The 23109-nt window shown below is 36.4% G+C and carries 25 protein-coding genes, 1 pseudogene, 1 riboswitch and 1 other annotated feature; of the genes and pseudogenes, 4 read left to right on the top strand and 22 right to left on the bottom strand.

Annotated elements, in window-relative coordinates:
• Window positions 1-46: 46 nt before the first annotated feature.
• Window positions 47-826 (bottom strand): arylamine N-acetyltransferase family protein, encoded by a 780-nt coding sequence (locus HMPREF3270_RS02550; protein ID WP_002480378.1) that lies wholly within the window; start codon window positions 824-826, stop codon window positions 47-49.
• A 106-nt stretch (window positions 827-932) separates the two neighbouring features.
• Here HMPREF3270_RS02550 and merB point away from each other — a divergent pair, with 106 nt between their 5' ends.
• Window positions 933-1532: an organomercurial lyase gene (gene merB / locus HMPREF3270_RS02555; protein ID WP_070848087.1), complete on the top strand. Its 600-nt coding sequence runs from the start codon at window positions 933-935 to the stop codon at window positions 1530-1532.
• Window positions 1533-1604: 72 nt separating this feature from the next.
• Here merB and HMPREF3270_RS02560 read toward each other — a convergent pair whose 3' ends face one another.
• Window positions 1605-2753, bottom strand: a complete 1149-nt coding sequence (locus HMPREF3270_RS02560; RefSeq protein ID WP_070867159.1) for a trans-sulfuration enzyme family protein — start codon at window positions 2751-2753, stop codon at window positions 1605-1607.
• Between the two features lie 22 nt (window positions 2754-2775).
• Window positions 2776-3675: a PLP-dependent cysteine synthase family protein gene (locus HMPREF3270_RS02565; protein ID WP_070848091.1), complete on the bottom strand. Its 900-nt coding sequence runs from the start codon at window positions 3673-3675 to the stop codon at window positions 2776-2778.
• Window positions 3676-4049: 374 nt separating this feature from the next.
• Here HMPREF3270_RS02565 and HMPREF3270_RS02570 point away from each other — a divergent pair, with 374 nt between their 5' ends.
• The gene (locus tag HMPREF3270_RS02570; protein WP_176746709.1) at window positions 4050-4838 is read left to right on the top strand and encodes a CPBP family intramembrane glutamic endopeptidase; all 789 of its coding nucleotides are present in this window, start codon (window positions 4050-4052) and stop codon (window positions 4836-4838) included.
• 109 nt (window positions 4839-4947) lie between these two features.
• Here the strand turns inward: HMPREF3270_RS02570 and HMPREF3270_RS02575 are convergent, their stop codons facing one another.
• The 4 genes from HMPREF3270_RS02575 to HMPREF3270_RS02590 form a co-directional block, all read right to left on the bottom strand.
• Window positions 4948-6279, bottom strand: coding sequence for a sodium-dependent transporter (locus HMPREF3270_RS02575; RefSeq protein WP_002480373.1), 1332 nt, complete (start codon window positions 6277-6279; stop codon window positions 4948-4950).
• 303 nt (window positions 6280-6582) lie between these two features.
• Window positions 6583-7146, bottom strand: a complete 564-nt coding sequence (locus tag HMPREF3270_RS02580) for a TetR/AcrR family transcriptional regulator (RefSeq protein WP_057510339.1) — start codon at window positions 7144-7146, stop codon at window positions 6583-6585.
• Window positions 7147-7427: 281 nt separating this feature from the next.
• Window positions 7428-8153 carry an alpha/beta hydrolase gene (locus tag HMPREF3270_RS02585; protein ID WP_082709473.1) on the bottom strand — a complete coding sequence of 242 codons (726 nt, stop codon included), beginning with the start codon at window positions 8151-8153 and terminating at the stop codon, window positions 7428-7430.
• Window positions 8154-8311: 158 nt separating this feature from the next.
• Window positions 8312-8812, bottom strand: a complete 501-nt coding sequence (locus HMPREF3270_RS02590; protein WP_070848096.1) for an isoprenylcysteine carboxyl methyltransferase family protein — start codon at window positions 8810-8812, stop codon at window positions 8312-8314.
• Window positions 8813-9224: 412 nt separating this feature from the next.
• Between HMPREF3270_RS02590 and HMPREF3270_RS02595 the strand changes: the two genes are divergently transcribed.
• Entirely contained in the window at window positions 9225-9842 is a 618-nt protein-coding gene (locus HMPREF3270_RS02595) for a LysE/ArgO family amino acid transporter (RefSeq protein ID WP_070848098.1), read from the top strand.
• A gap of 190 nt (window positions 9843-10032) precedes the next feature.
• Here the strand turns inward: HMPREF3270_RS02595 and HMPREF3270_RS02600 are convergent, their stop codons facing one another.
• The 10 genes from HMPREF3270_RS02600 to HMPREF3270_RS02645 all read right to left on the bottom strand — a co-directional run bounded on the left by HMPREF3270_RS02600 (window position 10033) and on the right by HMPREF3270_RS02645 (window position 17554).
• A complete protein-coding gene (locus HMPREF3270_RS02600; RefSeq protein WP_031262377.1) occupies window positions 10033-10632 on the bottom strand; it encodes an alpha/beta hydrolase in 600 nt (199 codons plus the stop codon).
• 39 nt (window positions 10633-10671) lie between these two features.
• Entirely contained in the window at window positions 10672-11661 is a 990-nt protein-coding gene (locus HMPREF3270_RS02605) for a ring-cleaving dioxygenase (RefSeq protein ID WP_023014916.1), read from the bottom strand.
• Window positions 11662-11844: 183 nt separating this feature from the next.
• A complete protein-coding gene (locus HMPREF3270_RS02610) occupies window positions 11845-12393 on the bottom strand; it encodes a hypothetical protein (protein ID WP_002480366.1) in 549 nt (182 codons plus the stop codon).
• Between the two features lie 166 nt (window positions 12394-12559).
• A complete protein-coding gene (locus HMPREF3270_RS02615) occupies window positions 12560-13363 on the bottom strand; it encodes a DUF4097 family beta strand repeat-containing protein (RefSeq protein WP_060804222.1) in 804 nt (267 codons plus the stop codon).
• The gene (locus tag HMPREF3270_RS02620) at window positions 13360-13920 is read right to left on the bottom strand and encodes an HAAS signaling domain-containing protein (RefSeq protein WP_023014914.1); all 561 of its coding nucleotides are present in this window, start codon (window positions 13918-13920) and stop codon (window positions 13360-13362) included. The genes HMPREF3270_RS02615 and HMPREF3270_RS02620 overlap by 4 nt, the downstream gene beginning before the upstream one ends.
• Window positions 13913-14236 (bottom strand): PadR family transcriptional regulator, encoded by a 324-nt coding sequence (locus HMPREF3270_RS02625; RefSeq protein ID WP_002480363.1) that lies wholly within the window; start codon window positions 14234-14236, stop codon window positions 13913-13915. Before HMPREF3270_RS02625 ends, HMPREF3270_RS02620 begins: the two co-directional genes overlap by 8 nt.
• 216 nt (window positions 14237-14452) lie before the next feature.
• Window positions 14453-15577 carry a 5-methyltetrahydropteroyltriglutamate--homocysteine S-methyltransferase gene (locus HMPREF3270_RS02630; RefSeq protein ID WP_002480362.1) on the bottom strand — a complete coding sequence of 375 codons (1125 nt, stop codon included), beginning with the start codon at window positions 15575-15577 and terminating at the stop codon, window positions 14453-14455.
• A gap of 72 nt (window positions 15578-15649) precedes the next feature.
• Window positions 15650-15884: a binding site (T-box leader), on the bottom strand.
• A gap of 70 nt (window positions 15885-15954) precedes the next feature.
• Complete coding sequence (locus HMPREF3270_RS02635) at window positions 15955-16425, bottom strand: 2-thiouracil desulfurase family protein (protein WP_061054948.1); 471 nt, start codon at window positions 16423-16425, stop codon at window positions 15955-15957.
• A gap of 16 nt (window positions 16426-16441) precedes the next feature.
• A complete protein-coding gene (locus HMPREF3270_RS02640) occupies window positions 16442-16624 on the bottom strand; it encodes a hypothetical protein (protein ID WP_023014911.1) in 183 nt (60 codons plus the stop codon).
• A 75-nt stretch (window positions 16625-16699) separates the two neighbouring features.
• A riboswitch (SAM riboswitch) is annotated at window positions 16700-16799 on the bottom strand.
• 122 nt (window positions 16800-16921) lie between these two features.
• Window positions 16922-17554 (bottom strand): DUF5067 domain-containing protein, encoded by a 633-nt coding sequence (locus HMPREF3270_RS02645; protein WP_023014910.1) that lies wholly within the window; start codon window positions 17552-17554, stop codon window positions 16922-16924.
• A 390-nt stretch (window positions 17555-17944) separates the two neighbouring features.
• Between HMPREF3270_RS02645 and HMPREF3270_RS02650 the strand changes: the two genes are divergently transcribed.
• A complete protein-coding gene (locus HMPREF3270_RS02650) occupies window positions 17945-18415 on the top strand; it encodes a thioesterase family protein (protein ID WP_070848101.1) in 471 nt (156 codons plus the stop codon).
• Window positions 18416-18467: 52 nt separating this feature from the next.
• Here HMPREF3270_RS02650 and HMPREF3270_RS02655 read toward each other — a convergent pair.
• From HMPREF3270_RS02655 to cobA, 5 genes and pseudogenes are all read right to left on the bottom strand, one after another.
• Window positions 18468-19250 (bottom strand): annotated as a pseudogene (locus HMPREF3270_RS02655) ((S)-acetoin forming diacetyl reductase).
• A gap of 140 nt (window positions 19251-19390) precedes the next feature.
• A complete protein-coding gene (gene cysC, locus HMPREF3270_RS02660; protein WP_070848103.1) occupies window positions 19391-19990 on the bottom strand; it encodes an adenylyl-sulfate kinase in 600 nt (199 codons plus the stop codon).
• A gap of 2 nt (window positions 19991-19992) precedes the next feature.
• On the bottom strand, window positions 19993-21192 hold the full coding sequence (gene sat, locus HMPREF3270_RS02665; RefSeq protein ID WP_070848106.1) for a sulfate adenylyltransferase: 1200 nt from the start codon (window positions 21190-21192) through the stop codon (window positions 19993-19995).
• A 15-nt stretch (window positions 21193-21207) separates the two neighbouring features.
• Window positions 21208-22122 carry a sulfite exporter TauE/SafE family protein gene (locus HMPREF3270_RS02670; protein WP_060804226.1) on the bottom strand — a complete coding sequence of 305 codons (915 nt, stop codon included), beginning with the start codon at window positions 22120-22122 and terminating at the stop codon, window positions 21208-21210.
• Window positions 22123-22280: 158 nt separating this feature from the next.
• On the bottom strand, window positions 22281-23042 hold the full coding sequence (gene cobA / locus HMPREF3270_RS02675; RefSeq protein WP_002480353.1) for a uroporphyrinogen-III C-methyltransferase: 762 nt from the start codon (window positions 23040-23042) through the stop codon (window positions 22281-22283).
• Window positions 23043-23109 lie beyond the last annotated feature (67 nt).

Below are 23109 nucleotides of genomic sequence, written 5' to 3' on the forward strand. Positions count from 1 at the left end.
TTTTTCTCACTTATGATTTTACTGTTTTCATCTCATAACCGTATGACTATTCAAATGTCTGAATCGTCATTTCAGGAATTCCAAAGTACTTTTCTAAGAATGCTTGATAATTATCAGGCGTTGTATCTTGAACAGTCTTCTCACCATTGACCAATAATGTTAAATGATTTTCAGTCAACGTATTACGTCCGACTTCGGTTGCTATTGTGATCAATAAACCTTGCACAAAGATAGAATCTGGACTGGATTGGTTAAATTCAATGCCATCTTTAAAATCATCTAATTGTTTCGGCTCATTTAATACACGATAACTAGTCTGCCATTGATGATTATCATTAGACCATTTTTCAATATCATAATGTGTCTCATCGACGTGATGCACACGATAACTGCCTGTCACGTCCTGCATACTCGTTTCATCCATCGGCAACGCAAACTTCGGCATATCTCCAAAACCGACATCTACAACATACGGTACACCTTCAATTACGACTTGAAGTGACATATGCGAACCTTCACGCGCCCACCCTTTTGGACTTAACACAGTTGCAGATAATGCCTTCACTTCAAAACCTTTATATTCCAGATAATGTTTAAAGAAATAATTCATTTCATAACAAAAGCCTCCACGTTGTTCATCAACAACTTTATGCATCATCGCTTCATCTGTTAACGCAAGCGGCCAGCCATTTTGTACATTGATATTCTCAAAGGGTACATGCAGCGCATATTGTCTGATATAGGCATTTAATGTTTCTAAACTTGTATCATGGTATTGATCAGTATCTATTTCTAAATATTGTTCTAGTCTTGCAAAATCCACCATACTTTATCTTCCTTTTCTATATATTTTGTTTTATTTGTTTAATATGTTTAATAGGCGTAGAATTAAATCGAAATGATTACGATTAAAGAGAAAGGAGTCGTTTTAGATGCATTACTTTAATTTTGATGCGTTACTTACACCGCATGAACATCAACAAAGACAATCTTTAATTCGAGAGATTGTTAAACAACCGACTACTCCCCCTGCATTTACAGACGCTTATCAAACATTACTTGATAAACATGTGATTGTTGTACAAGACCACCTTATCACTTGTCTCTATCCTTTTGCGACACATCCAACTTCATTTAAAGTTCAGCTTTCAAATCATACCACTGTCTATGCGATGTGTGCGATTGATGCATTAGGCATTCATTATGCCTTGAATGAACCGATTCATATAGAAGCACAATGCGCAGAAACGAAAGAACCGATTCAAATCTCACTTAAAAACGGTCAACTTAACACTGAGAATCCAGCTATCTATGTATTATTTAAAAATTTATGTTCAGAAACACAGTGTGCAGACAGTTGTTGTCCTGAAATTCAATTTTTCATCAATAAAAACGCATTAGATCAATACTATCACACACATATCAATCAAAATATTGCGGTCGAAAATCATACAACTTATCACGCTTTACCACTTACTGAAGCCGATACGGTTGCTAAAGAGATTTTCGAAATTCGCGAAATCAATGAATAGCAAATTACTTAAATAATAAAGGTGCCTTTCCGACTTGGAAGGCACCTTTATTCTATACATCTTTATATGAAATTATTTTTGTAATTGGTCTAAAGCTTGTTTTAAATCAGCGACTAAGTCTTCTGTATCTTCAATACCAACAGATAAACGGATTAAACCGTCTTCAATACCTTCTTTTTCACGTACTTCTTTTGGAATAGAAGCCTGTGTCATTAGAGCGGGTACTGAAATTAAACTTTCCACTGCACCTAAGCTTTCAGCTAATGTGAAGTATTCTGTTTCACGAATCACTGCCTTTGCGGCATCAATATCAGAAACTACAAATGACACAACACCTGTATGACCTGATGCTTGGCTTTCATGTACATCGTGATTTGGATGACTTTCTAAGCTTGGATGATATACTTTTTGAACATTAGGATGTTCCGCAAGCATTTTCGCAACTGCCACTGCACTACGGCTGACTTGTTCCATACGTAAACCTAATGTTTTAATACCACGAATTAATAAATAACTGTCTTGTGGTCCAAGCACACCGCCTGTTGAGTTTTGAATGAAGCTAAGACGATCAGCTAAATCTTCATCGCTTGTTGCGAGTAAACCACCGATAACATCACTGTGGCCACCGATATATTTAGAAGCAGAATGTAAGACAATGTCTGTACCTAATTTTAATGGATTTTGGAAATAAGGAGACATGAATGTATTATCCACTACAGAAATTAAATCATGCTTTTTCGCAATTTCTGCTGAAGCTTTAATATCCGTCACACGTAATAATGGGTTAGATGGTGTTTCAACCATTAACATTTTTGTTTCTGGTTTAATCGCCGCTTCAATTTTTTCAACTTCTGTTGTATCTACAAAGTCCGCATCAATACCGAAGCGATTGAACACTTTTGTCAACACTCGGAATGTACCGCCGTAGACATCAGAATTCACAACGATGTGATCACCTTTATCTAATAACATGATAACTGCAGACATCGCGGCTACACCTGAGCCGAATGCGAAACCAAAACGTCCATATTCTATATCTGCAATCGCACTTTCTAGGGCAGCACGTGTTGGATTACCACTACGTGAATATTCATAACCCTCACGCAAATCCCCGATATCATCTTGTAAATAAGTGCTTGTTTGATAAATCGGTGTCGTTACCGCACCTGTATAATCATCTGTTGTATGGCCGCCATGTACCATTTGTGTTTTCTTATTCATAAATCTTTAACTCCTTTACGCCTTATTTTTTTCCCGAATAATTAAAAATCGATTTAGACATATAACGATCACTGCCGTCTGGGAAGACTGTGACAATCGTTCCTTTGTCTATACGTGCTTTAATTTCTAATGCACCTTGTAATGCAGCACCTGAGGAACTGCCTACTAACAGTCCTTCTTGTAGCGCAAGTTGTTTTACATTATGAAAGGCATCTTCATCTGTAATAGTTAAAATGTCCGTTGCTAAACCTTTATCTAAGAAGCCCGGCCATTTTTCAGAACCGATACCTTCTGTGTCATGCAGGCGTTTTTTACCACCGTTTAACACTGACCCGACAGGTTCAACAATGACATTTTTAACACCGTGTTGTGCTAATACTTCGGCAGTTCCTGTAAATGTTCCGCCTGAACCGACACCTGCCACAAAGTAATCTACTTCCGGCAATTCTTTTAAGATTTCTTGTGCCATCGTATCTCGATACGCACCTGGATTATCTTCTGACTCAAACTGATTCGTATAATACGCACCATGTTCAGCCGCATAATCACGTGCCGCTTGTTGCGCACCTAACATACCGCCATTTTGCGGTGTACGAATCACTTTTGCGCCTAATGCTTCCATAATTGAAATCTTTTCTGCCGCAAAACCGATCGGCGCATAAATCACACATTGTAAACCATAGTGGTTTGCCGCAATTGCTAAGCCAATACCCGTATTGCCTGCTGAGGCTTCCACTATTGTGTCACCGCGCTTAATTTGTCCACGTTCCATTGCTTGTTCAATTAAGTATTTGCCTAAGCGGTCTTTTACACTGCCGCCAGGGTTGAATTGTTCTAGTTTTGCATAAATTGATACTTTATCATCACTGAACGACTCTAATTTAACCAAAGGTGTATTGCCGATTAAATCAAATCCAATCATAGATGTCCTCCCCGTGAAATGCATGATGACAGGCCCGACTCCTGTTTCCCATCATTCATTCCCATTATTCCTATCGTACTGGTATGAATTATAGCGCAATGCAGTTGTAAATGCAATTTTCTCTTAAAGTGTAACTTAAAAATATTGATGTAACTTCATTGTGTCTATTCACAAATAATCAAAATAAAATTAATAAAGTGAACTTTTAATGAATCTAATGTAATTTATATAAAGATGTGATACATTAGTGAAAATTAAAAACTAGGAGAGGATGCAACGTGCTTCACACGCACAATACTTTTAAAAACTTCATACAAACTATTTTTCTAGCAATTAAATGGATTATCATATCAATACTACTCATGAGTGCTTTTATGTATAGCTTATTATTTGCGACTGACCACTTTGAAAATCCGATAACACTATGTGTACTTTATATTATTATTCCGATACTCGTTTTATTCGTTTATCAGTATTATTTGAAAATATGTCATATACCTTCTTTATTCAACCCCAAATACGTTCAATCAACAAAATTAGATTGGTCTATCAAATTTTCCTTGATTACTGTTTCCTATTTTTCCACAAGTATTCTAAGTAGACTTGTTTACACAGGCGAGTCAGAGAATCAAAAGATTTTAAAAGAGCAAGCTGTTGATTTTCCTTCTTCATTTCTTGGTACTAGTTTTAATGCACCTATCATAGAAGAAGTAATATTTAGAGGTATGCTTTTTATCATTATTTTAACCGCCACTTCTTTTCTGTTTAACGAAACTAACCGCAAATCCATGTTTTTGAGAATGGCAATTTATGTAACACTTTCTACAATCATTTTCGGCTTTCTTCATGTGGTAGTCTCAGGCGATTACCAGCATGTTTTCCCTTATTTAGTTCCAGGATTCATTTACAGTATCGTTTTTGCATTAACTAGAGATATCAAAATCACTATCTTACTGCACATACTTAATAATTCTAGCGTTCACCTCTATGAATATGGCTATGAACAGATTAATGTTGTTATTAATATCTTGTTAATTTTAACTGCACTTATAGGGTTACTTGTCTATCTTAAATCTGATGACTTTAAACAGTTGCGTCATAAGTGGGAGCATCACCAATATATAAAGCTAAAGCGTAAATTCAATAAGGTGGAGACTCCATAAAACTTACTGGATACATTCTCAAATTAAGTTAGATATTGAGGCTAAATAGTAAAAAATTCCCGCTGCATGCATGATGCAACGGGAATTTTCTTTTGTGATTCATTTTATTTTAATTAAAGAATTGGATGACGAAAACTAAGAGTATTACCACAGGCAAGACATATTTAACTAAGTAATACCAAGGCATAAAGATTTTCAAACGATCATTACCAAATACTGATTTCAGGTCTTCTTTTTTCAATAATTGACCGACAAATAAAGTCGTCGCAAGTGCGCCTAAAGGCATTAAAATATTAGAAACTAAAAAGTCCATATTGTCGAAAATCGTACCCGCTAAAAAGTGTACATGACTTAATGTACTAAATGATAAAGTTGCTGGGATACTGATAATAAAGACTAATATACTGCCGATTAACGCTACTTTACCACGTTTACGGTTGTCATTCTTAGTAAAGTTAGACACATTCAATTCCAGTAATGAAATGGATGATGTTAACGCTGCGAATAAGAATAAAATCAAGAAGATGAAATAAAATCCTGGACCAAAGCTCATTTTCTCAAATACATGCGGCAGTACTTTAAAGAGTAAGCCAGGACCTTCTTCTGGTTTATAACCAAACGCATTGATCGCAGGGAAGATCGCTAAACCTGCAAGTAATGCCACAATAATATTCATAATTACAATGGATAACGCAGAAGTTTTAATCGTCATTTCTTTAGGGGCATAACTTGCGTACGTAATCATCCCTGTCGTTCCTAATGAGAGGGCGAAGAATGATTGGCCAAGCGCAAAGAGAATACCTTCCATAGATAACTCTTCCATACGTGGTTCTAATAAGAAACGTACACCTTCAGAAGCACCTTCCAATGAGAGTGAACGTACCACAATTAATATTAAAAAGATGAACAGCAAAGGCATCATAACTTTAGATGCTTTCTCAAGCCCATGCTCAACACCTAACATAACAATTACCATCGTCACTAAGATAAAAGAACCTTGTCCTAACATGGTATAAAGCGGACTTGAGATGACTTGTTCAAATTGAATACTGCCAAGTGTCCCGTCTCTTAGTCCTATTATCTGCATCGCAACTTGTGCGATATAAATCATAATCCAACCACCAACAACGCTATAGAAACCAAATAAGACAAAGACAGCGAGGTTACCGCTCCAGCCGATAACATTTGTCCATTTCTTATTTGATAATTTACCGAAAATAGCGGTTGTATAAGTTCTTCCAAGCTTACCGATTGTAAATTCCATAATGAGTAACGGCAAGCCTATAAAAATTGTAAATATTAAAAACATAAGTAGAAACGCACCGCCGCCATAGATACCAGCCATATATGGGAATTTCCACATGGCCCCTAATCCGATGGCCGAACCTGCGCTTGCTAAAATAAAACCGGTTGAGGTTTTCCACTGTGATTGTTTCGACACGCTGCTCATCCTTTTCTGTTATTTTCAGGCTAAAAACTAATTTACTTTAAAGCGTTAAAGCGTTCATGTAAGTAAGTATACTATAACACAAATATAGCAATCCCTCAACTAGCAATTAAACAGAATATCTTGTTGTAACCTTGTCATCATAGGCTTTCTCATATATTTTCGATTTTTTCTACCCCGTATCTCTTAAAGCTGCTTAACATTGCTTATGCATTCATTTTCAACTCAAAATGGCATAAAAAAAGATTACCCTTTTGGATAATCTCATCTTGCTTTAAAGTTACGATCAATATGCACTTATTCTAATTCCAGTAAAGCGTTTAATGTTGCTTCAACATCTTTTTCCATAGTATATCTGCGATAACTTAATTCATCAAAGTAATTAACGAAAGTTGTTCTAATAAAGCCGCTTTCCATAATACCTAACATTAAATCTTTAAACTCTCTGATAGGCATTGAAATGTCATTTACCTCGTAATAAAGTTCTAAAATACGATTCAATTTACTATGCAGTGTAGCAATACCTTGATACAGTTGTTCTTTAAACTCATCTGGTGCTTGGTTAAATTGTATATACATACGTAAATAACTGATGTTAGGTTTAAAAACCATATCTATGATAAATTGACGCAAGTTTTCTAAAGTACGTTGCGATATATTTTCTTGTAAGTCTAAGATTCTATTAAAATATTGGATAATTCTATTTGAACATGCTTCATAAATATTAGCTTTGCTTGGGAAATAATAGTATAAGCTCGCTTTTTTTATAGATACACTGTTGGCTATTTCTTCTAAAGTACAACCATAGTATCCTTTTTTCGCAAATAGCTCAATCGCGTTGTTGACTATTTCGTTTTTCATAACGAAATCCCTCCAATTCATCTTTCTCTTTCTCTTCTTCTTGGGTGGAAATATCTATTTTTCAGGGTAATTAGTTTTTGCTTGTTGATTTACAATCGAATACTCTATATTTAACTATCACAGTCAACACACGGTTCGAGTGTTCGTAGAAAATTTAATAGTAAAAGTACTCTTATGGCCATCTTATCATATACGAACACTCTGAAAAAAACATTATCTTGTATGATTTTACGCTACTTTCGTTGTTAAGTAAAACGGTTTCACAAAAATTCATTTTAATCTTACATAAAATTAATGATTTTTTCTATGATTTTTTGTTTCTCTGTGCTTCTTGTCATTAAATGACCTGAATCCTCAAAACATCCAGTTTCAATATCCGATGCATGAACCAACTTTTTAGCGATGCTATCTACACTTTCCTTATACGAAACATCATCTTTTCCACCGTATAATAACAGTGTCGGTGCTTTGATTCTGCCAAGCTCATTCATGGTTTGATTCACAAACGCTTCAAAATGGGCGGCACCCTCTTGATAAGCAGGCACATATGCCATTTCTTCTGCTTGTTCCTCTTCAGTACAACCAATATAGTATTGTAGTCGTGTACCATAATGGTTCAATCTGCTTAACACACCTTCTGCAGATTTATGATAAGGCACTGACATCCCAATCACACGATCTACGTCAAATTGTTCAGCTATTTTTAATGCAAAAATACCACCTAACGACACGCCAAGAACAGTGATTTTACGGTATCCTTTTGCATGTAGAAAACCATAAGCCGCTTCTGCATCTTCCCACCAATCTCTAATATCATATTGTACGAACTCAGAAACAGGCAGACCATGCCCCCTATAACAAGGCGCATAACAGGTATAATCCTCTTTATGTAATGCTTCTGCTACTTCTTTGACATCTTGTACAGTCCCAGTAAAAGAATGCAACAACAACACCGCTTCATCTCCCCCTTCCAAAAAGAGATGTTTCGGTGCTTTCACCTTCAACATACTTACTCACCTCCAACACATTCGTATTAATTCTATTATAGGTTCTCTTTCCTCCTTATTTCCACCTTCAATTAAACGCCATTAAATATTGTAAAACTCTTAACAAAAAAGACTAAGAACGTTTAAAATTTGTTCTTAGTCTTACACCGTTATGTTATTTATTTAAGATGTGCCATCGCGCTTTCTTCTTGTTGAATGCGTACATATAGTGAAACTGCATACGGAATAAGCAGTACACTTACTGGATAAGCTTGTGTTAATAAAATCACACCGATTAATTCAGGAATAATATTTAAGAAATAATTCGGATGTTTAACGAATTTAAAGAGTCCTGATTTTACAATATGATGTTCTTTAAGTATGTAGATTTTCAACGTCCAAATTGGACCTAGTGTACGAATGACCCAAAACAACATCACATAACTGACGATCAGTAATAAGAGGCCAATTTGTGATACTACATTAAATGCGGGTTGAGCGATTGTCGCATAAACAAAGCTGGCCACATAAATTAAAATATGTAATAACGCAAGATATTTTGAGTTCTTTGCGCCATATTGCACTGCACCTTGCGCAATCAATTCACGCTCATGACGAATAGAGATGGATAAAGAGTATAAGCGAATAATAAAGAATAAACCTAGAATCATTAAAACCATAAAAAGCGTAACCTGCCTTTTCTCAAAGAATTAAAAAATCCGAATTTTGAACGATAGCCAAAATCCGGATATCCAACGAATAAGGATAATTGGTTTCATATAGCGGTCAACTAATGAAAATCCATAGAAAATAATTACTTAATTTCCTATTTTCAGTGTAGCGTTTTGTATCTGCATACACCATAAACCAAAGTTTAATAAATTCTTAATTCGAGTTAACAAAATAGATTACAAACGAATGAGAGACTGAATTATATACTATCTTATTTGTCTTTTTGTTATGCGTTGTTCACCGTTTAGTTTTTGTATATACTACAAATTAACTAACATACATACAATCCCTCTTTATGTACACGCTTAGCCCAATCACAAAATCAAAGAGACATTGTATAGAGAAAGTGGGTAGTCATTTATGTTACAAGCGATACTTCATGGTGTTTTGTTAGCGTTAGGTCTGATTTTGCCTTTAGGCGCACAAAATGTCTTTGTGTTTAACCAAGGTGCGAATCAGAAAAAATTGAAGCGTGCTTTACCTGTCATCCTCACTGCAGGATTTTGTGACACATTTTTAATTGTAGTCGCAATACTCGGTGTGTCTTTGATTTTAATGTCTATGCCGACGTTACAATTAGTGATCTATATCATTGGTTTTGTATTCTTAATCTATATGGCTTGGTCACTTTGGAAAGAAAAGCCTTCTAATATTGATGAAATTGAACCGATGAGTCCTAAGAAACAAATTCTATTTGCGCTCTCTGTTTCCTTACTTAACCCACACGCTATTATGGATACAGTCGGTGTCATTGGGACAAGTGCCTCAATCTATGAAGGGGATGACAAATTGGCCTTTTCTATCGCCACCATTTCTATTTCTTGGATTTGGTTTATCTTCTTGGCAGTTTTAGGACGTATAGTCGGCACTGTCGATAAGTCTGGCAAATTCATTTTAATTCTTAACAAAGTATCCAGCGTTATCGTTTTTTTGGTCGCGTTGATTATATTAAAGAATATTCTCTCTTTAATACTCTGAATTTAAAAAGATCTATCCGTATTAATTTAGCTTCTGTGTCTGCAGAAGCTTTTTATTATACTTTCACATATTAAAAAGCACTCAGCACTTTTTGAATTTTAGTCAAAAAGCCTGAGTGCTTAATTACGGGGTTTGACTGAAATGGTCTGGAGGTCCTTCAATCACGTGTCTATTAAGCTATTATTTAAGTTTATTGTTCGTTCACAACTTTCACTGCTTCATTAAGTGACTCTTCAGTAATGCCGTGTGATTGTGTCCAATGTGTTGTAACATTCGCACCTGAACGTTGGAATAAATCAATTAAACGTTCACTTTCAGATACAGGTACGATAGGGTCATGCGTACCCATTGAAAGATAGATGTCTGTGCCACTTAAATCTTTCACATGGTCAATGTGTGTTGGATAAAGCCCTGCGAATAATAATGCTTTCGCAAATTTAGTTTCCTCACGTAATAGTAAGTTAATCGCAATGTTCGTACCGTTTGAGAAACCAACTAAGATTGCATTTTCTAAATCAAAGTCATATTCTTTTGCGGCTGCTTGTAAGAACTCATATAATTCTGTGCCGCGTTCTTCTAAGTCTTTCCAATCATATTGACCTTCACCATGACGTTTGAAGAAACGTGTCATACCATTTTCATCCACATTTCCTTTCACACCTAACATGTTATAGTTTGGGTTCAAACGTAATGCGAGCGGGAATAAATCAGATTCGTCTCCACCTGTTCCGTGTAATAAGATGAATGTAGGTTGATCTGAACTTTGACCTTTTCTAAAAATGTGCTTCATTGTATCTAAAGCCATGATACCTGCCTCCTTAGTGATAAATTATTGATTTGTACGGCCTGGTTGGTTGTGGCGCGTTGTTTCAATATGACGTACTTGTGCTTCGATTTGTTCTCTTTTTGGTTCCAAGAATGGTGGTAATGATAAGATTTCACCTACTGTTTCGTATGGTTCATCTCCCATGAAACCTGGACCATCTGTCGCAATTTCAATTAAGATACCTGGATAGAATTTAGAATAAAGTGATTTGAAGAAGTAACGTTCTACAAATCCAGAGTTGCCGATTTGATATTTATTCAAACGGTCAATCCAGACATCTAATTCATCTTTATCAGCCACACGGAACGCAGTGTGATGGATTGTACCATAACCTTGCATACCTGGGTTGCCGCCAAGTTTACGTACGATAACTTGTCCGCCGTTACCGCCTTTTCCTGTTTCGAATAAATGATAGTCGCCTTCGGATTCAACTTCTTTATAGCCGTATACTTCTTCGAAAATTTGTTTGAATGGATCGAAACGGCTCACGTTTAATTCGATAGGTCCTAAACCGACAATCGCATATTCTTCTGGTACTGGCGCATTTTTCCAAGCAACACCTGGTTCTACACTGTCTGCTGAATCTGATTCATCAGAAATTAATGTGTAAAGTTGGCCATCAAAATCTTCAAAACGTAAGATTTTTTTACCAAATAGTTCTGTTGGCGCTTCATGTTTCACGTCAAACTCACTTAAACGGTCATTCCAAAATTCAATCGCCGCATCTGATGGTACACGTAATGTAATACGTGCAATTTCATCTGTTCCATGTGTACCTTTAGGAATTCCAGGGAAATCGAAGAATGTGACATCTGTTCCTGCATTCCCTTCATCATCCGCAAAGAATAAATGATACGTTTGGATATCATCTTGGTTTACTGTTTTTTTCACTAATCTTAGACCTAATACGTCTGTAAAGAAATCATATATTTTAATCGCATCACTTGTAATCGCAGTGACATGGTGCATACCTTTTAAGTTGTTGTTGTTCATTTATTTCATCTCCTTATCTTTGAATAACTTCCCTTTTCTACTCTTTTCTATCTTATAATGAGGACGTTGTTCTTCTGATATAATTATTATACTTCATATAATAATACTACTTTAGGAATAATGCAAGTATTTATGCTCATACATAAAAAAAGACCCCAAACTTGATATTTTGGAGCCCATTCACTATTGGTTAATCGCAGATTTTTGAACAAACTGCAATTCATAGATTGGATTTTCATCTAATTGATTGAAACTATCGATTTTACCGAATAACTCTATATGCTGTGTTTTACGGCTTAAGTTGTGTTTGAAGTTTATATCTACTTTTAAAGCTGCTTCATAGCCATTCTGTTGAATCGTTTCTTCTAATTCATGAAAGACACCTTCATTAATAGGCACAAGATAATACTCTTTACTTGGTAAAATACTGACATATTTCCTTTGAAGTACTTCTTCTTTACCCATGTGTGTGATTGTGACTATCACTTCTTTTGCGGCACCGCCGCCTAAGTTATACAGCTTTAAAAAGCGATTGCTATCTTGGTTTGCTGCGCTGATATTAAATAACTTCAATCGATCATTTTTACTTGTCTGCAGTAAAATTTGATTAAAACCAATGGCTGGCGTAAATGAAATACGCAGTTGATAGAGTTGAATCGATACAGACACTAAATAGAACAAAGCCATAATAAATGTCCCGATAGATCCAATGGCTGATAACAGATTAATCATATATTTCTCCTTTCTTTCATTTTCGCAAAAGACATTCTAACGTATACACAAACGAGAAAAAAGTAATTAAACTTATATACGAAAATAAATTTAAAAATATTAATTTTATCAATATAAAGAAGCACCTAGACAGAACTTCTCTGCTTAGGTGCTCATAGTGATAACTTTAATTAATTTCTACTGTACCTGTATCTGATTCTAATTCAATTGTGTGCGAAGCATTGCCATAACGTTTTGCTTTTAAAGCAGGTTGATGAATATCCATATCTACATCTTCTTTATGAATAACCTTAGTATTTTTAGGTGGTTCTGCATAATCTACCTCAATATCACCTGTGTCTGATTGTACTTGGAGATTCACATCGCCTTTGATACCTTTGACTTCAGTATCGCCAGTATCATTTCCAATTCTCATATTTTTGAAAAGTGTTTGCGTGATTTCAATATCACCTGTATCACTTGTTAAATCTACTTTATTAAGATTAGCTGCTTTTAACACTAACTCTCCTGTATCCAATTGCGCTTCTAAATGATTCGCTTTTAAACCTTCAATTGTCATGTCTCCTGTATCATTGTAAATTGTCACATCTGACAATTGACGTTCAGGTACTGTAATTGTGATAGTACTGTTTGTAATATTTCCAAATGTAAAATTGATCGTAGGGTTTGGAAGTTTTGATTCAACTGCTAATGTATCACCTTTGATAGTACTGTTAATTTTTGTTTTTCCTTTAATACCACCTTCCCCCTTAACATGGAAGTGGTCACCTTTTTTAATGATGACGTTTGAAGTATCCGTATTGATTTTCAAGTTTTTTATTTTCGCATCTTCATGCTTATAGTCTTTTGTGTAATGAATTGGATTATCAGCTTTTTTAAGTTGTTTTTTTCCTTCTACATAGCCCGCAATTCCGAAACCGACTGTAATCACTAAGCCTATACTAAAGATAATCAACAATGCTTTTTTCATGATTGCGCACTTCCTTTCACAACTTTAATATTCCAACGTAAATATTTCATAAAGAGAACGAAGCTCCATTTATAAGCAAGGTACGTTACTGTAAATAACATCAATCCGATTCCAAAGCATGTAAATGAAACATAGATATCTAGAGGAATAATTTCTCCAAATCCATCTATCATGCCTTTGACCAGTAAGAATATAGGTGCAGCTAGAAAAGTAAGCGTCGCCACACCTAAAGATAAAAGCACACCGAACCATGTCGCAATTACAATGGTAATAACGAAGAAGTTTAAAATACTTAATCCCATAACCGCTAACACAGCATTCGTGACATTGCCGGCATTGCGAGAAGATTCTGCTTTATCTACCGCCGCATTCGCACTCATTTCACGCCCGATGTCTTTCGGATTACCTAATTCCCGGGAAATTTCTTCTTCAGTTTTTCCTGCTTCTTTACCACTGATGAAGTGTGTTTCATACTCGTTTAAAATATCTTGGCGTTCTTCCGGTGAAACGCGCGTTAAATAACGATTTAATAACTGTAAATATTCTTGTTTACTCATCTCTCTCACTCTCCTCAATAAATAAATCTACAGCTTCTGTAAAGGCCTTCCATTCTTCAAGTAGTGCTTCTAAACGTTCATGACCCTCTTCGGTAATTCGGTAATACTTGCGTGCTGGTCCTTCTGTCGACGGTTTAAAATAAGTTGTTAAATAACCTTCCTTAACTAAACGGCGCATTAAAGGATAGACGGTACCTTCTGCGATTGTGATACGCGGTGTTATCTTTTGTACAAGTGAATAGCCATACTGATCTTCACCTTGAATAATAAGCAAGACTAAAAATTCAAGTGCGCCTTTCTTAAATTGTATATTCATAGCAAACCTCCAACACATTATTCAGTACTGTTTAATGTTTAATAGTAGTTCACTTATAATATACCCCTTACTATTAAATAATACAAGGTAGTGATTAAAAATCTTTGTCAGCTTGGTGACTTTTGTGAAGTTAACTTAAAGAAATGAATAAAAAAAGATGAATTCCACCTTCTCTAGTGAAATTCATCTTCTATCATTCATTAATGTATTGATGATTTAACCTTTTACTTTTTCAGGCCATACTTCTTCCGCAATACTTTTGACTAAACGAATTTTAGCCCATTGTTGTGCTTCAGTTAAGTTATTACCTTCTTCTGTTGATGCGAAGCCGCATTGTGTACTTAAAGCTAAACGGTCTAACGGGATATATTGTGACGCTTCTTTAATACGTTTTATGACTTCATCTATATCTTCTAATTCACCATCTTTAGAAGTAATGAGACCTAATACGACTTGTTTATCATCTGATACGTATTGAAGCGGTTCAAATCCACCTGAACGATCACTATCGTATTCTAAAAGATAAGCATCTACATTTTCTTGGTCGAACAATGGTGTTGCGACACTGTCATATGCGCCTGATGCGAACCATGTTGAACGGTAATTACCACGACAAATATGAGTTTGAACACGCAAGTCTTTAGGTAAACGTTCAATTGCGCGGTTATTCACGTCTTTGAATAATTGTTTTAAGCGTTCTTTTTCTTGTTGGTCACCGTTTTTACCGTTAATTTCAGTTTGGTCTCCGACTAAACGCCCCCATGTTGTATCGTCAAATTGAATCGTTTTGAGACCCGCTTCATATAAATCTTCAATCACTGTTTGATATGCATCCGCAATAGCATCAATTAATGCGTCATCTGTTTCGTAATATTTGCGTGTTGCTTCAATATTTTCTTTTCGTGTCAGCTCTGAGAAGAGTCTGGCAGGTGCTGGTACAGTTTGACGTGCCTCGATACCTTCTGGTGTATGAGCTAATAAGAATTTGAAGTCTGCCACAAACGGATGATTGTCTCCTGAAATCGGGCCTGATAAACGTGCTGTTTCAATACGAGATTGAACCGCATCGAACTCAAATCCGCCTTCATCTTTAACTGTTTCTACACCATTCAATCCCCAGAAGAAATCTAAATGCCACCAGCTTCTACGAAATTCTCCATCTGTAATAGATTTCAAACCATTCTCTACTTGCTTCTCAATCAATGTTTTAATCTCACGGTCTTCTACTTCTCTTAAGGCAGCTTGATCGATTTCTCCTTTTTCGAACGCTGCACGCGCTTCTTTTAATGCCTCTGGTCTTAAGAAACTTCCTACAATATCATAACGTAATAATTCACTCATCTTAACTTCCCCCTATGTTTATGTTCTTATTTCAAATAATAAAAAAGCCCCCATAAAGCCTATCTAAAGCTTTACAGGGGCGTAGAATTCGATTCTGCGCGGTACCACCCAGTTTCAAGAAGTCCATACTTCTCCTCAACAGTACTATCATACTCGAGCAGTGGTAACGTTTGCTAACACGTGCCAACTTAATGATTCAGCTGACAGATTCAGAGTCCATTTTCGATATTGTCGAATTACTTTTTCACACCAACCAAAAGCTCTCTGTTAATTCTTCAATATGTACTTTACTCATCATAATCAATTAATATTATTTGAATTAATCCTAGTCTATAGTTAAAAGAATATTCTGTCAATAAGAAAATTCACACTAAAAATTAAATCGACGTGAAATCTAATTTTTCTCTCCAGTTTAATTCATTCATAATTGTAATTCCGTGCCGTATTAATAACGCTGCACAGACACCCTCGCCGGATTTCAAGTCTCCACTGAATGTCCCATCATAAATCTCACAGGTTCCACAAGAAGGACTTTTCGACTTTAGAATCATTGCCGTACATTGATGTGCTTGTAGCAATTCCAATGTCTTTAATGCACCTTCTTTAAATGCCTCCGTAACATCTTCACCTGTCGTCGCAATGACTTTAGCACGACCTGACCACACATCAAAGCCATCCCCGCCAACAATTTCAGCTGCTGGTCTCGGTGTAGTCAAACCGCCTAATACTTCAGGACATAGCGCTATCGCTTTATCCTCTTGAACAAGTTGGCGTAATGTATCATTCAATTTATGACTGCCGTCGTAACGTACATTCTCTCCAATTAAACACGCACTGATTGCGATCATGAACTTCTCTTCTTTCTTACTTTTCTTCTAGCCAATCTTTAATCACTTCCAATGGAACCATTTGTCTGATTGTTGCCTCAATATCATGAATTTGGGCTTTTCTTCCCATACTGCTAGCCATATTCATTGGTTCATAATTCTCCCATTGTTCCAGCTCTTGCATTTTCTCTTTGATTTGTTGTTTAGCGAATGTTGTCATTTTATTTACCACCTTTTTCTCATTTTGGATAAATAAAATAGCCCTCCTTGCAAGAAGAAGCGCTTCACGTACGTCTTCTTATCTTTCAAGTTACCTTGTTGGATTTAGCACGTCACCTTGCGGTTGTTGCTGGAGCTTCACAGGGCCAAGTCCCTCCACTCACTCTTAATAAGAACTATTTTATTTATTACTATCATACCGTATTAACTTATTTTTTCAACTTATTTGATAAACTTTATTGATTTAAACCAACATAATAAAACACTGAAATATCGTTTATTCCAGTGTTTTGATTTCTTATAAGTCAGTCATATCCTCACTTTTAATATCGTCTTCAGATGACTTCTTATCAGATGATTTATTATCAGATGATTTCTTGTCTTTAATATTAATTTTGATTGAACCGATGTTTGGATCCTCGTAGTTCTCTTGATCTTTCGCTTTTAATAACACAGGTGACTCTAAATCATTTAACTTGTACGTTTCAATAGATGAAATTGTACTTCCTTTTTTAATATTATCTTCACCTTTATCTCTTTCACTATCATAAGTTTCTCCTCTTACATGACCGTAATCTAAGCGCTTTTCTGAATCTTTACTATCTTGATACGCTTCAAACACTTTCAAATAAGACCTAGTTGGTTTAACTTCATTGTCATCTTTACTGTTATTCGTCACTTCATATTTTACAACTAAAACATCATCATCTTGATATTCGGTTGTCCCCTTAGGCACAATTTCTGTACCCACAATTTTCACCTTTACCCCTTTGATTTCAACTGCGTTATCTTTAATTTTAGGTTTTTCTTTTGTTTTTGCTTGTTTCGCATCTAAACTAGATGTCTCCTCTTTCTCCGACTCCTCTTTTTTGTCACCACAAGCCGCTAAAATTAATACTGATGCACTTAATAAACATAATAGCCTCTTCATGATATCCCCCCATTTGTTTAATGTGTTGCATTATTACAAATCATTATACACAAATTTCATAAAATAGTTAACTTTATACAGAAGAATATTTTAGTTCTATTCTTTATACATTCTTTAACATTTACTATACTTTTTCGATGATAAATTTCATTGATAATACACTTCAGCAAAATAGTTGGTATTGTATCTCTTACTTAAATTGATAATTTGAATTCATTTTTAGAATGTGCGAATAAAATAATTCTAACCCTGTTTCAATTTCAGGAACGTTTCTCCTGCTTTAGTCACTTCATACGAATGTCATCATAGTCTAAAGAAAGTACGTCCAAGCTATCGATTTCATTTATATGATACACTGCAGTTATATGCATTAAAGGGGGAAAATTAAATATGGGGTACATTTATACTTATGAGGATAAGGTGCATCCTTCTTGGATTGATCATAATCAACATTTACATGATGCACAGTATTTTTCAATTTTCAGTGATGCGGTCGTCGGTTTCTTTGCGAAAATGGGGTTCTCGATTGATTACCGACAAAAACATGACACAACAATTTTTAATTTAGAAGCACATATCACTTACTTAAAAGAAATGTTGCTAGATGAAACGTTTACGGTAGAAGTTTATGTTTATGACTATGACCACAAACGTGTACATTTCTTTTTAAAGTTGTTTAATCAAGATCAAGTCCCGACTGCAACGTATGAGGTTATCATGATGGCTATTGATAACCAACAACGTCGCAGCAGTGCTTTTCCAGATTTTGTTTTTGATAACATCAAAACATATTATGAGGAACAAGGGGAATTTGAAACACCGAAACAACTCGGTCATGCGATTGGTATTCCTAGAAAATAAAAAGAAGGCAAGTGTCCTGTTTAGGTGCACTTGCCTTTCCTTATGTCTTGTATTAATTGAAGACCATACCGCCATCAATAATTAAAGCTTGGCCAGTCATATAATCACTATCTGGTCCTGCAAGATAAGATACACATGCTGCAACATCTGAAGGTTCTGATAAACGTTTTAATGCGATATTTTTAGAGAATTGTTCCATACCCCATTCATATGGTTTACCTGCTTCATCAGCTGTTTTTTGTGCGATATCTTCCATCATCGGTGTTTTAACGATACCTGGGCAATACGCATTCACAGTAATACCTTTATCAGCTAAGTCACGCGCTGCAGTTTGTGTAATTCCGCGGATTGCGAATTTAGTTGCGCCATATAATGCAAGTCCTGGGTTTCCGACTTGTCCTGCTTGAGAAGAAGCGTTAATAATTTTACCACCGTGACCAAATGATTCAAAAGCTTCAACCGCTGCTTGAATGCCCCAGAAAATTGCGCCGACGTTTACATCGAAAACTTTGCGATATTGATCATACGTAATTGTATCAAGTGGTGTTTGTGGTCCTAATCCAGCGTTATTAACAATCACATTGAAATCTCCGAAGTGATCTTTCACTGTATTGACTGCTTGGAAGACTTAATCACGATCTGATACATCTACTTTAACCGCAAGCGCTTCATAACCTTCATCACGTAAGCTTTGTGCAACCGCTTCTGCAGTTGTTTCATTAAAATCTGCCACACCTACTTTAAAACCGTCTTTTGCGAGTCTGCGACAAATTGCTTCTCCGATACCTTGTCCGCCGCCTGTCACCATTGCTACTTTGCCTTTTACTTCTGCCATGTTGTTCGACTCTCCTTGTTGTTCCATATATTATTGTACACTTCTATTTTAATTCAATTTCAGAATAATCGCAAAACTTAACCGTGATATTATCCACCAAAAAAGCACACACAATTTAAGGTTTGTGTGTGCTCGGGATATTAAATAATTTGTTTGTCTTCTAAATAGTTTAGAATCTGCTGAACCACTTCTTCCACAGAAGTTGTCTCTGTATCCACGACAATTTCCGCATGTTCTGGCGCTTCATATGGCGCATCAATACCAGTAAAGTTCTTAATTTCTCCTGCACGTGCTTTTTTATACAACTGTTTCGGGTCACGCTGCTCACACGTTTCAACACTGGCTTTCGCATATACCTCGATAAATTCGCCATCTTCTAAAATTTCACGGACACGATCACGATCTTCACGATAAGGTGAGATGAACGCCGTTAATGTAATCAGTCCTGCATCTGCTAATAATTTACTGACTTCACCGATACGACGGATATTTTCTTTACGGTCTTCCGGACTGAAACCGAGGTTATTATTTAAACCATGACGGATATTATCTCCATCTAAACGATACGCATGAATACGACGTTCGAATAATGCTTTTTCTAAAGCAACACTGATGGTAGACTTACCTGAACCGGATAAACCAGTGAACCATAGGACTACACTCTTATGGCCATTTTGAGCTTGACGTTCTGTTTTCGTTACTTCTGAATCATGCCATGTAATATTTTGAGATTTTGTCATCGTTACGCCTCCTCATTTTGTTCTCTATGTCTGCGTAAACCGCGAATTAACACTTCAGCGACTTCAGGACGTGAGAATTCTTTCGGTAAAGATTCTCCATTACGTAATTTTTCACGGACTTTTGTCCCGCTTAAATGCACATGATGTTCTGCACCATGCGGGCACGTTTTCGCTGTCGCCATATTACCGCACTTCGTGCAATAGAAAGCATGTTCAAATTTTAAAATATGAATGCCCAACTCTTCTTGATATTTCGTAATCAACTCTTGCGCTTCATATGTACCATAATAGTCACCTACACCTGCATGGTCACGTCCTACAATGAAATGTGTACAACCATAGTTTTGGCGCACAATCGCATGTAAAATCGCTTCACGCGGTCCTGCATAGCGCATCGCAGCTGGATAAATCGCTAAGCGTGCACGATCTTCTGGATAATAGTGTTTTAAAATCACTTGGTAACTTTCCATACGAACATCCGCTGGGATATCATCAGACTTTGTTTCGCCTACTAATGGATTCAATAAGAGACCATCAACTGTTTCTAACGCACTTTTTTGGATATACTCATGTGCACGATGTACTGGGTTACGTGTTTGGAAACCTACGACTGTTTTCCAGCCCAAATCATGAAACATTTGACGTACTTCAATCGGATCTAATTCAAATTCTTCAAACTCACTATGGTCTGGACGATTTACTAATTGAATCGGACCTGCTAGATACACATTACCTTTGTCATATACTTTTTTGACGCCTGGATGAGCTTCTTCTGTCGTTCCATAAACATTTTGTGCTTCTTTTTCTTTATCATACGTATATTTTTCTTCTAAAGTTAAGACACCGTATAACTGTTGATCTTCTCCATAAAGCGCAATCTGTTCTCCAATTTCATATTGGTCCGCTTCTGCTTCATTAACTGGTAAAGTAATTGGAATACTCCATAACGTTCCATCTGCAAGATGTAAGTTTTCAACGACGTTTTGATAGTCCGCTTCTCCCATAAATCCTGTTAATGGACTGAACCCGCCAATTGCGATTAATTCTAAGTCAGATAAACTCCATGCGTTTAACGTTAATGTTTTAAAAGCAGCTGCTGCTTCAATTAATGCTTCACGTTCTGCTCCTTCAAGTTGACGATTAATTAACTTACCACCATGCGGTGTGTTCGTATGTTCTAAAATTTGTGTTGTTGTAGCCATTTAACTCATCTCCTCTTATTGTTTTACTCTTCCTACTTTATTTGCTTCTTTTTTGTGAAAAAAGTTCGATAATTTACCTTCTTTGCGCAAAATGACAAACAATAATGCAAACCAACCGATAACCACTGCGATTCTTACGAAAGCAATCGCTTCACCCGGTGCACCAAATGCGTTCAACAAAGTATTGCTGTTGGTAAAGATAATCAAACCACCCACAAAAATGCCTAGGACATTCACTGGGATGATCTTAACGAGCCATGCCGCAAATGGTGCAGCCGCAACGCCTCCGACACTTAATGCCAGAACCAATCCCCAATTAATTAAATGAAGGGGTAAGAAAATCAAGAAACTGATAGACGCTGCAATCGTTACGAAAAACTCACTGATAGATACACTGCCGATAACATGACGAACATTGATATCACGACGTGCAAGTAATGCAGAAGTATTGACTGGTCCCCAGCCGCCTCCACCGATAGCTGTTAAAAATCCAGCAGTCGCACCAAGCGGAAACATAAATTTATTACTCAACTCTGACCCTCTTGTCAGCTTTTTAGTTTGTCCGCGTTTAAACGCAAATTGAACTAAAATATAAATACCGATGGTAATCAGGAACAAAGCAACGACAGGCTTAACTAAACCTGCATGCAGATGGCTGACTGCCGCTGCACCAATGAAAGCTGCCATCGATCCCGGCACCGCTAATTTCAGTATTAAACGCTTATCTGCGTTAGAGAATGACATGTGCGAAACACCTGATGCTGCTGTTGTCGCAATTTCAGAAAAATGGATTGTCGCTGATACAATGGCTGGTGCTAAACCAAGCGATAACAAAATCGATGATGATGTTACGCCGAAGCCCATGCCGAGGGAACCATCAACCAATTGTGCAAAAAACCCTACGAAGGCAATAATTAATAGTTTTTTCATTGTCTTTGCTCCTTTCTTTCAATAATCAAGTTTTGATTGTTAGAATTTTCATATTATTTATGTTGTGTAGTACATAGACGATACTATTCTTATCAGTTTACAAGGAATTAAAGTTAAAAAAATGAACTTAATATGTCTTCCTTGCCGGTATGACACATTTATTGATGCGCTGCTGCTTGGGCTGAAACAGATTCAAACCAGCTGATTTTCTCACGTAATTGTACGACTTCACCGATTACAATCATCGATGGATTTTTAAAATCTTTTGCGACATCAACAATGGTTTCTAAAGTACCGACTGCAGTTTGTTGAACTCCGCTTGTTCCTTGATAAACCAATGCGGCAGGTGTATCTTTCGGTCTGCCATGTTGCACTAACAAACGACAGATTTCAGGCAACCTGCTGACACCCATGTAAATACACAGTGTTTCAGGACCTAATGCTAAATGTTTCCAATAATCTTCTTTTAACGTTTTTTCTTTATTAACACCTGTCACAAATGCGACAGAAGAACTATAGTCTCGATGTGTAACTGGGATACCTGCATAAGCAGGTGCGGCGATACCTGAGGTAATACCAGGTACAATTTCAAAAGCGATGTGATGTTCTGCCAGAACTTCCGCTTCTTCTCCACCTCTACCGAACAAGAAAGGATCTCCGCCTTTTAATCTTGTTACAGTAAGACCTTTACGTGCGAAACTCACCATTAATGCATTGATTTCTACTTGAGGAATTGATAAACCACTCGGGTCTTTCCCACAATAAATCAATCTTGTATTCGGCTTTGCGTATTGCAATAAGGCCTTATTAACGAGGCGATCATATAGAATCACATTGGCTTGTTCTATAGCTTTGACACCTTTTACTGTGATTAAATCCGGATCTCCGGGACCTGCGCCTACGATATATACTTTTCCCATTCGATCACCTCTTTGTTTTATTTAAATAGATGTTGGGCATTACTGGAGAAAGGACGTATCCAAGTGC

The organism is Staphylococcus sp. HMSC65H10 (assembly GCF_001839185.1).
Classification (GTDB): Bacteria; Bacillota; Bacilli; order Staphylococcales; family Staphylococcaceae; genus Staphylococcus; species Staphylococcus simulans.

Excerpts from the sequence above, each read along its gene's own strand:
- HMPREF3270_RS02550 (WP_002480378.1), bottom strand. The coding sequence starts at position 826 with ATGGTGGATTTTGCAAGACTAGAACAATATTTAGAAATAGATACTGAT.
- merB (WP_070848087.1), top strand. The coding sequence starts at position 933 with ATGCATTACTTTAATTTTGATGCGTTACTTACACCGCATGAACATCAA.
- HMPREF3270_RS02560 (WP_070867159.1), bottom strand. The coding sequence starts at position 2,753 with ATGAATAAGAAAACACAAATGGTACATGGCGGCCATACAACAGATGAT.
- HMPREF3270_RS02565 (WP_070848091.1), bottom strand. The coding sequence starts at position 3,675 with ATGATTGGATTTGATTTAATCGGCAATACACCTTTGGTTAAATTAGAG.
- HMPREF3270_RS02570 (WP_176746709.1), top strand. The coding sequence starts at position 4,050 with ATGTATAGCTTATTATTTGCGACTGACCACTTTGAAAATCCGATAACA.
- HMPREF3270_RS02580 (WP_057510339.1), bottom strand. The coding sequence starts at position 7,146 with ATGAAAAACGAAATAGTCAACAACGCGATTGAGCTATTTGCGAAAAAA.
- HMPREF3270_RS02585 (WP_082709473.1), bottom strand. The coding sequence starts at position 8,153 with ATGTTGAAGGTGAAAGCACCGAAACATCTCTTTTTGGAAGGGGGAGAT.
- HMPREF3270_RS02590 (WP_070848096.1), bottom strand. The coding sequence starts at position 8,812 with ATGGTTTTAATGATTCTAGGTTTATTCTTTATTATTCGCTTATACTCT.
- HMPREF3270_RS02595 (WP_070848098.1), top strand. The coding sequence starts at position 9,225 with ATGTTACAAGCGATACTTCATGGTGTTTTGTTAGCGTTAGGTCTGATT.
- HMPREF3270_RS02600 (WP_031262377.1), bottom strand. The coding sequence starts at position 10,632 with ATGAAGCACATTTTTAGAAAAGGTCAAAGTTCAGATCAACCTACATTC.
- HMPREF3270_RS02605 (WP_023014916.1), bottom strand. The coding sequence starts at position 11,661 with ATGAACAACAACAACTTAAAAGGTATGCACCATGTCACTGCGATTACA.
- HMPREF3270_RS02610 (WP_002480366.1), bottom strand. The coding sequence starts at position 12,393 with ATGATTAATCTGTTATCAGCCATTGGATCTATCGGGACATTTATTATG.
- HMPREF3270_RS02615 (WP_060804222.1), bottom strand. The coding sequence starts at position 13,363 with ATGAAAAAAGCATTGTTGATTATCTTTAGTATAGGCTTAGTGATTACA.
- HMPREF3270_RS02620 (WP_023014914.1), bottom strand. The coding sequence starts at position 13,920 with ATGAGTAAACAAGAATATTTACAGTTATTAAATCGTTATTTAACGCGC.
- HMPREF3270_RS02625 (WP_002480363.1), bottom strand. The coding sequence starts at position 14,236 with ATGAATATACAATTTAAGAAAGGCGCACTTGAATTTTTAGTCTTGCTT.
- HMPREF3270_RS02630 (WP_002480362.1), bottom strand. The coding sequence starts at position 15,577 with ATGAGTGAATTATTACGTTATGATATTGTAGGAAGTTTCTTAAGACCA.
- HMPREF3270_RS02635 (WP_061054948.1), bottom strand. The coding sequence starts at position 16,425 with ATGATCGCAATCAGTGCGTGTTTAATTGGAGAGAATGTACGTTACGAC.
- HMPREF3270_RS02640 (WP_023014911.1), bottom strand. The coding sequence starts at position 16,624 with ATGACAACATTCGCTAAACAACAAATCAAAGAGAAAATGCAAGAGCTG.
- HMPREF3270_RS02645 (WP_023014910.1), bottom strand. The coding sequence starts at position 17,554 with ATGAAGAGGCTATTATGTTTATTAAGTGCATCAGTATTAATTTTAGCG.
- HMPREF3270_RS02650 (WP_070848101.1), top strand. The coding sequence starts at position 17,945 with ATGGGGTACATTTATACTTATGAGGATAAGGTGCATCCTTCTTGGATT.
- cysC (WP_070848103.1), bottom strand. The coding sequence starts at position 19,990 with ATGACAAAATCTCAAAATATTACATGGCATGATTCAGAAGTAACGAAA.
- sat (WP_070848106.1), bottom strand. The coding sequence starts at position 21,192 with ATGGCTACAACAACACAAATTTTAGAACATACGAACACACCGCATGGT.
- HMPREF3270_RS02670 (WP_060804226.1), bottom strand. The coding sequence starts at position 22,122 with ATGAAAAAACTATTAATTATTGCCTTCGTAGGGTTTTTTGCACAATTG.
- cobA (WP_002480353.1), bottom strand. The coding sequence starts at position 23,042 with ATGGGAAAAGTATATATCGTAGGCGCAGGTCCCGGAGATCCGGATTTA.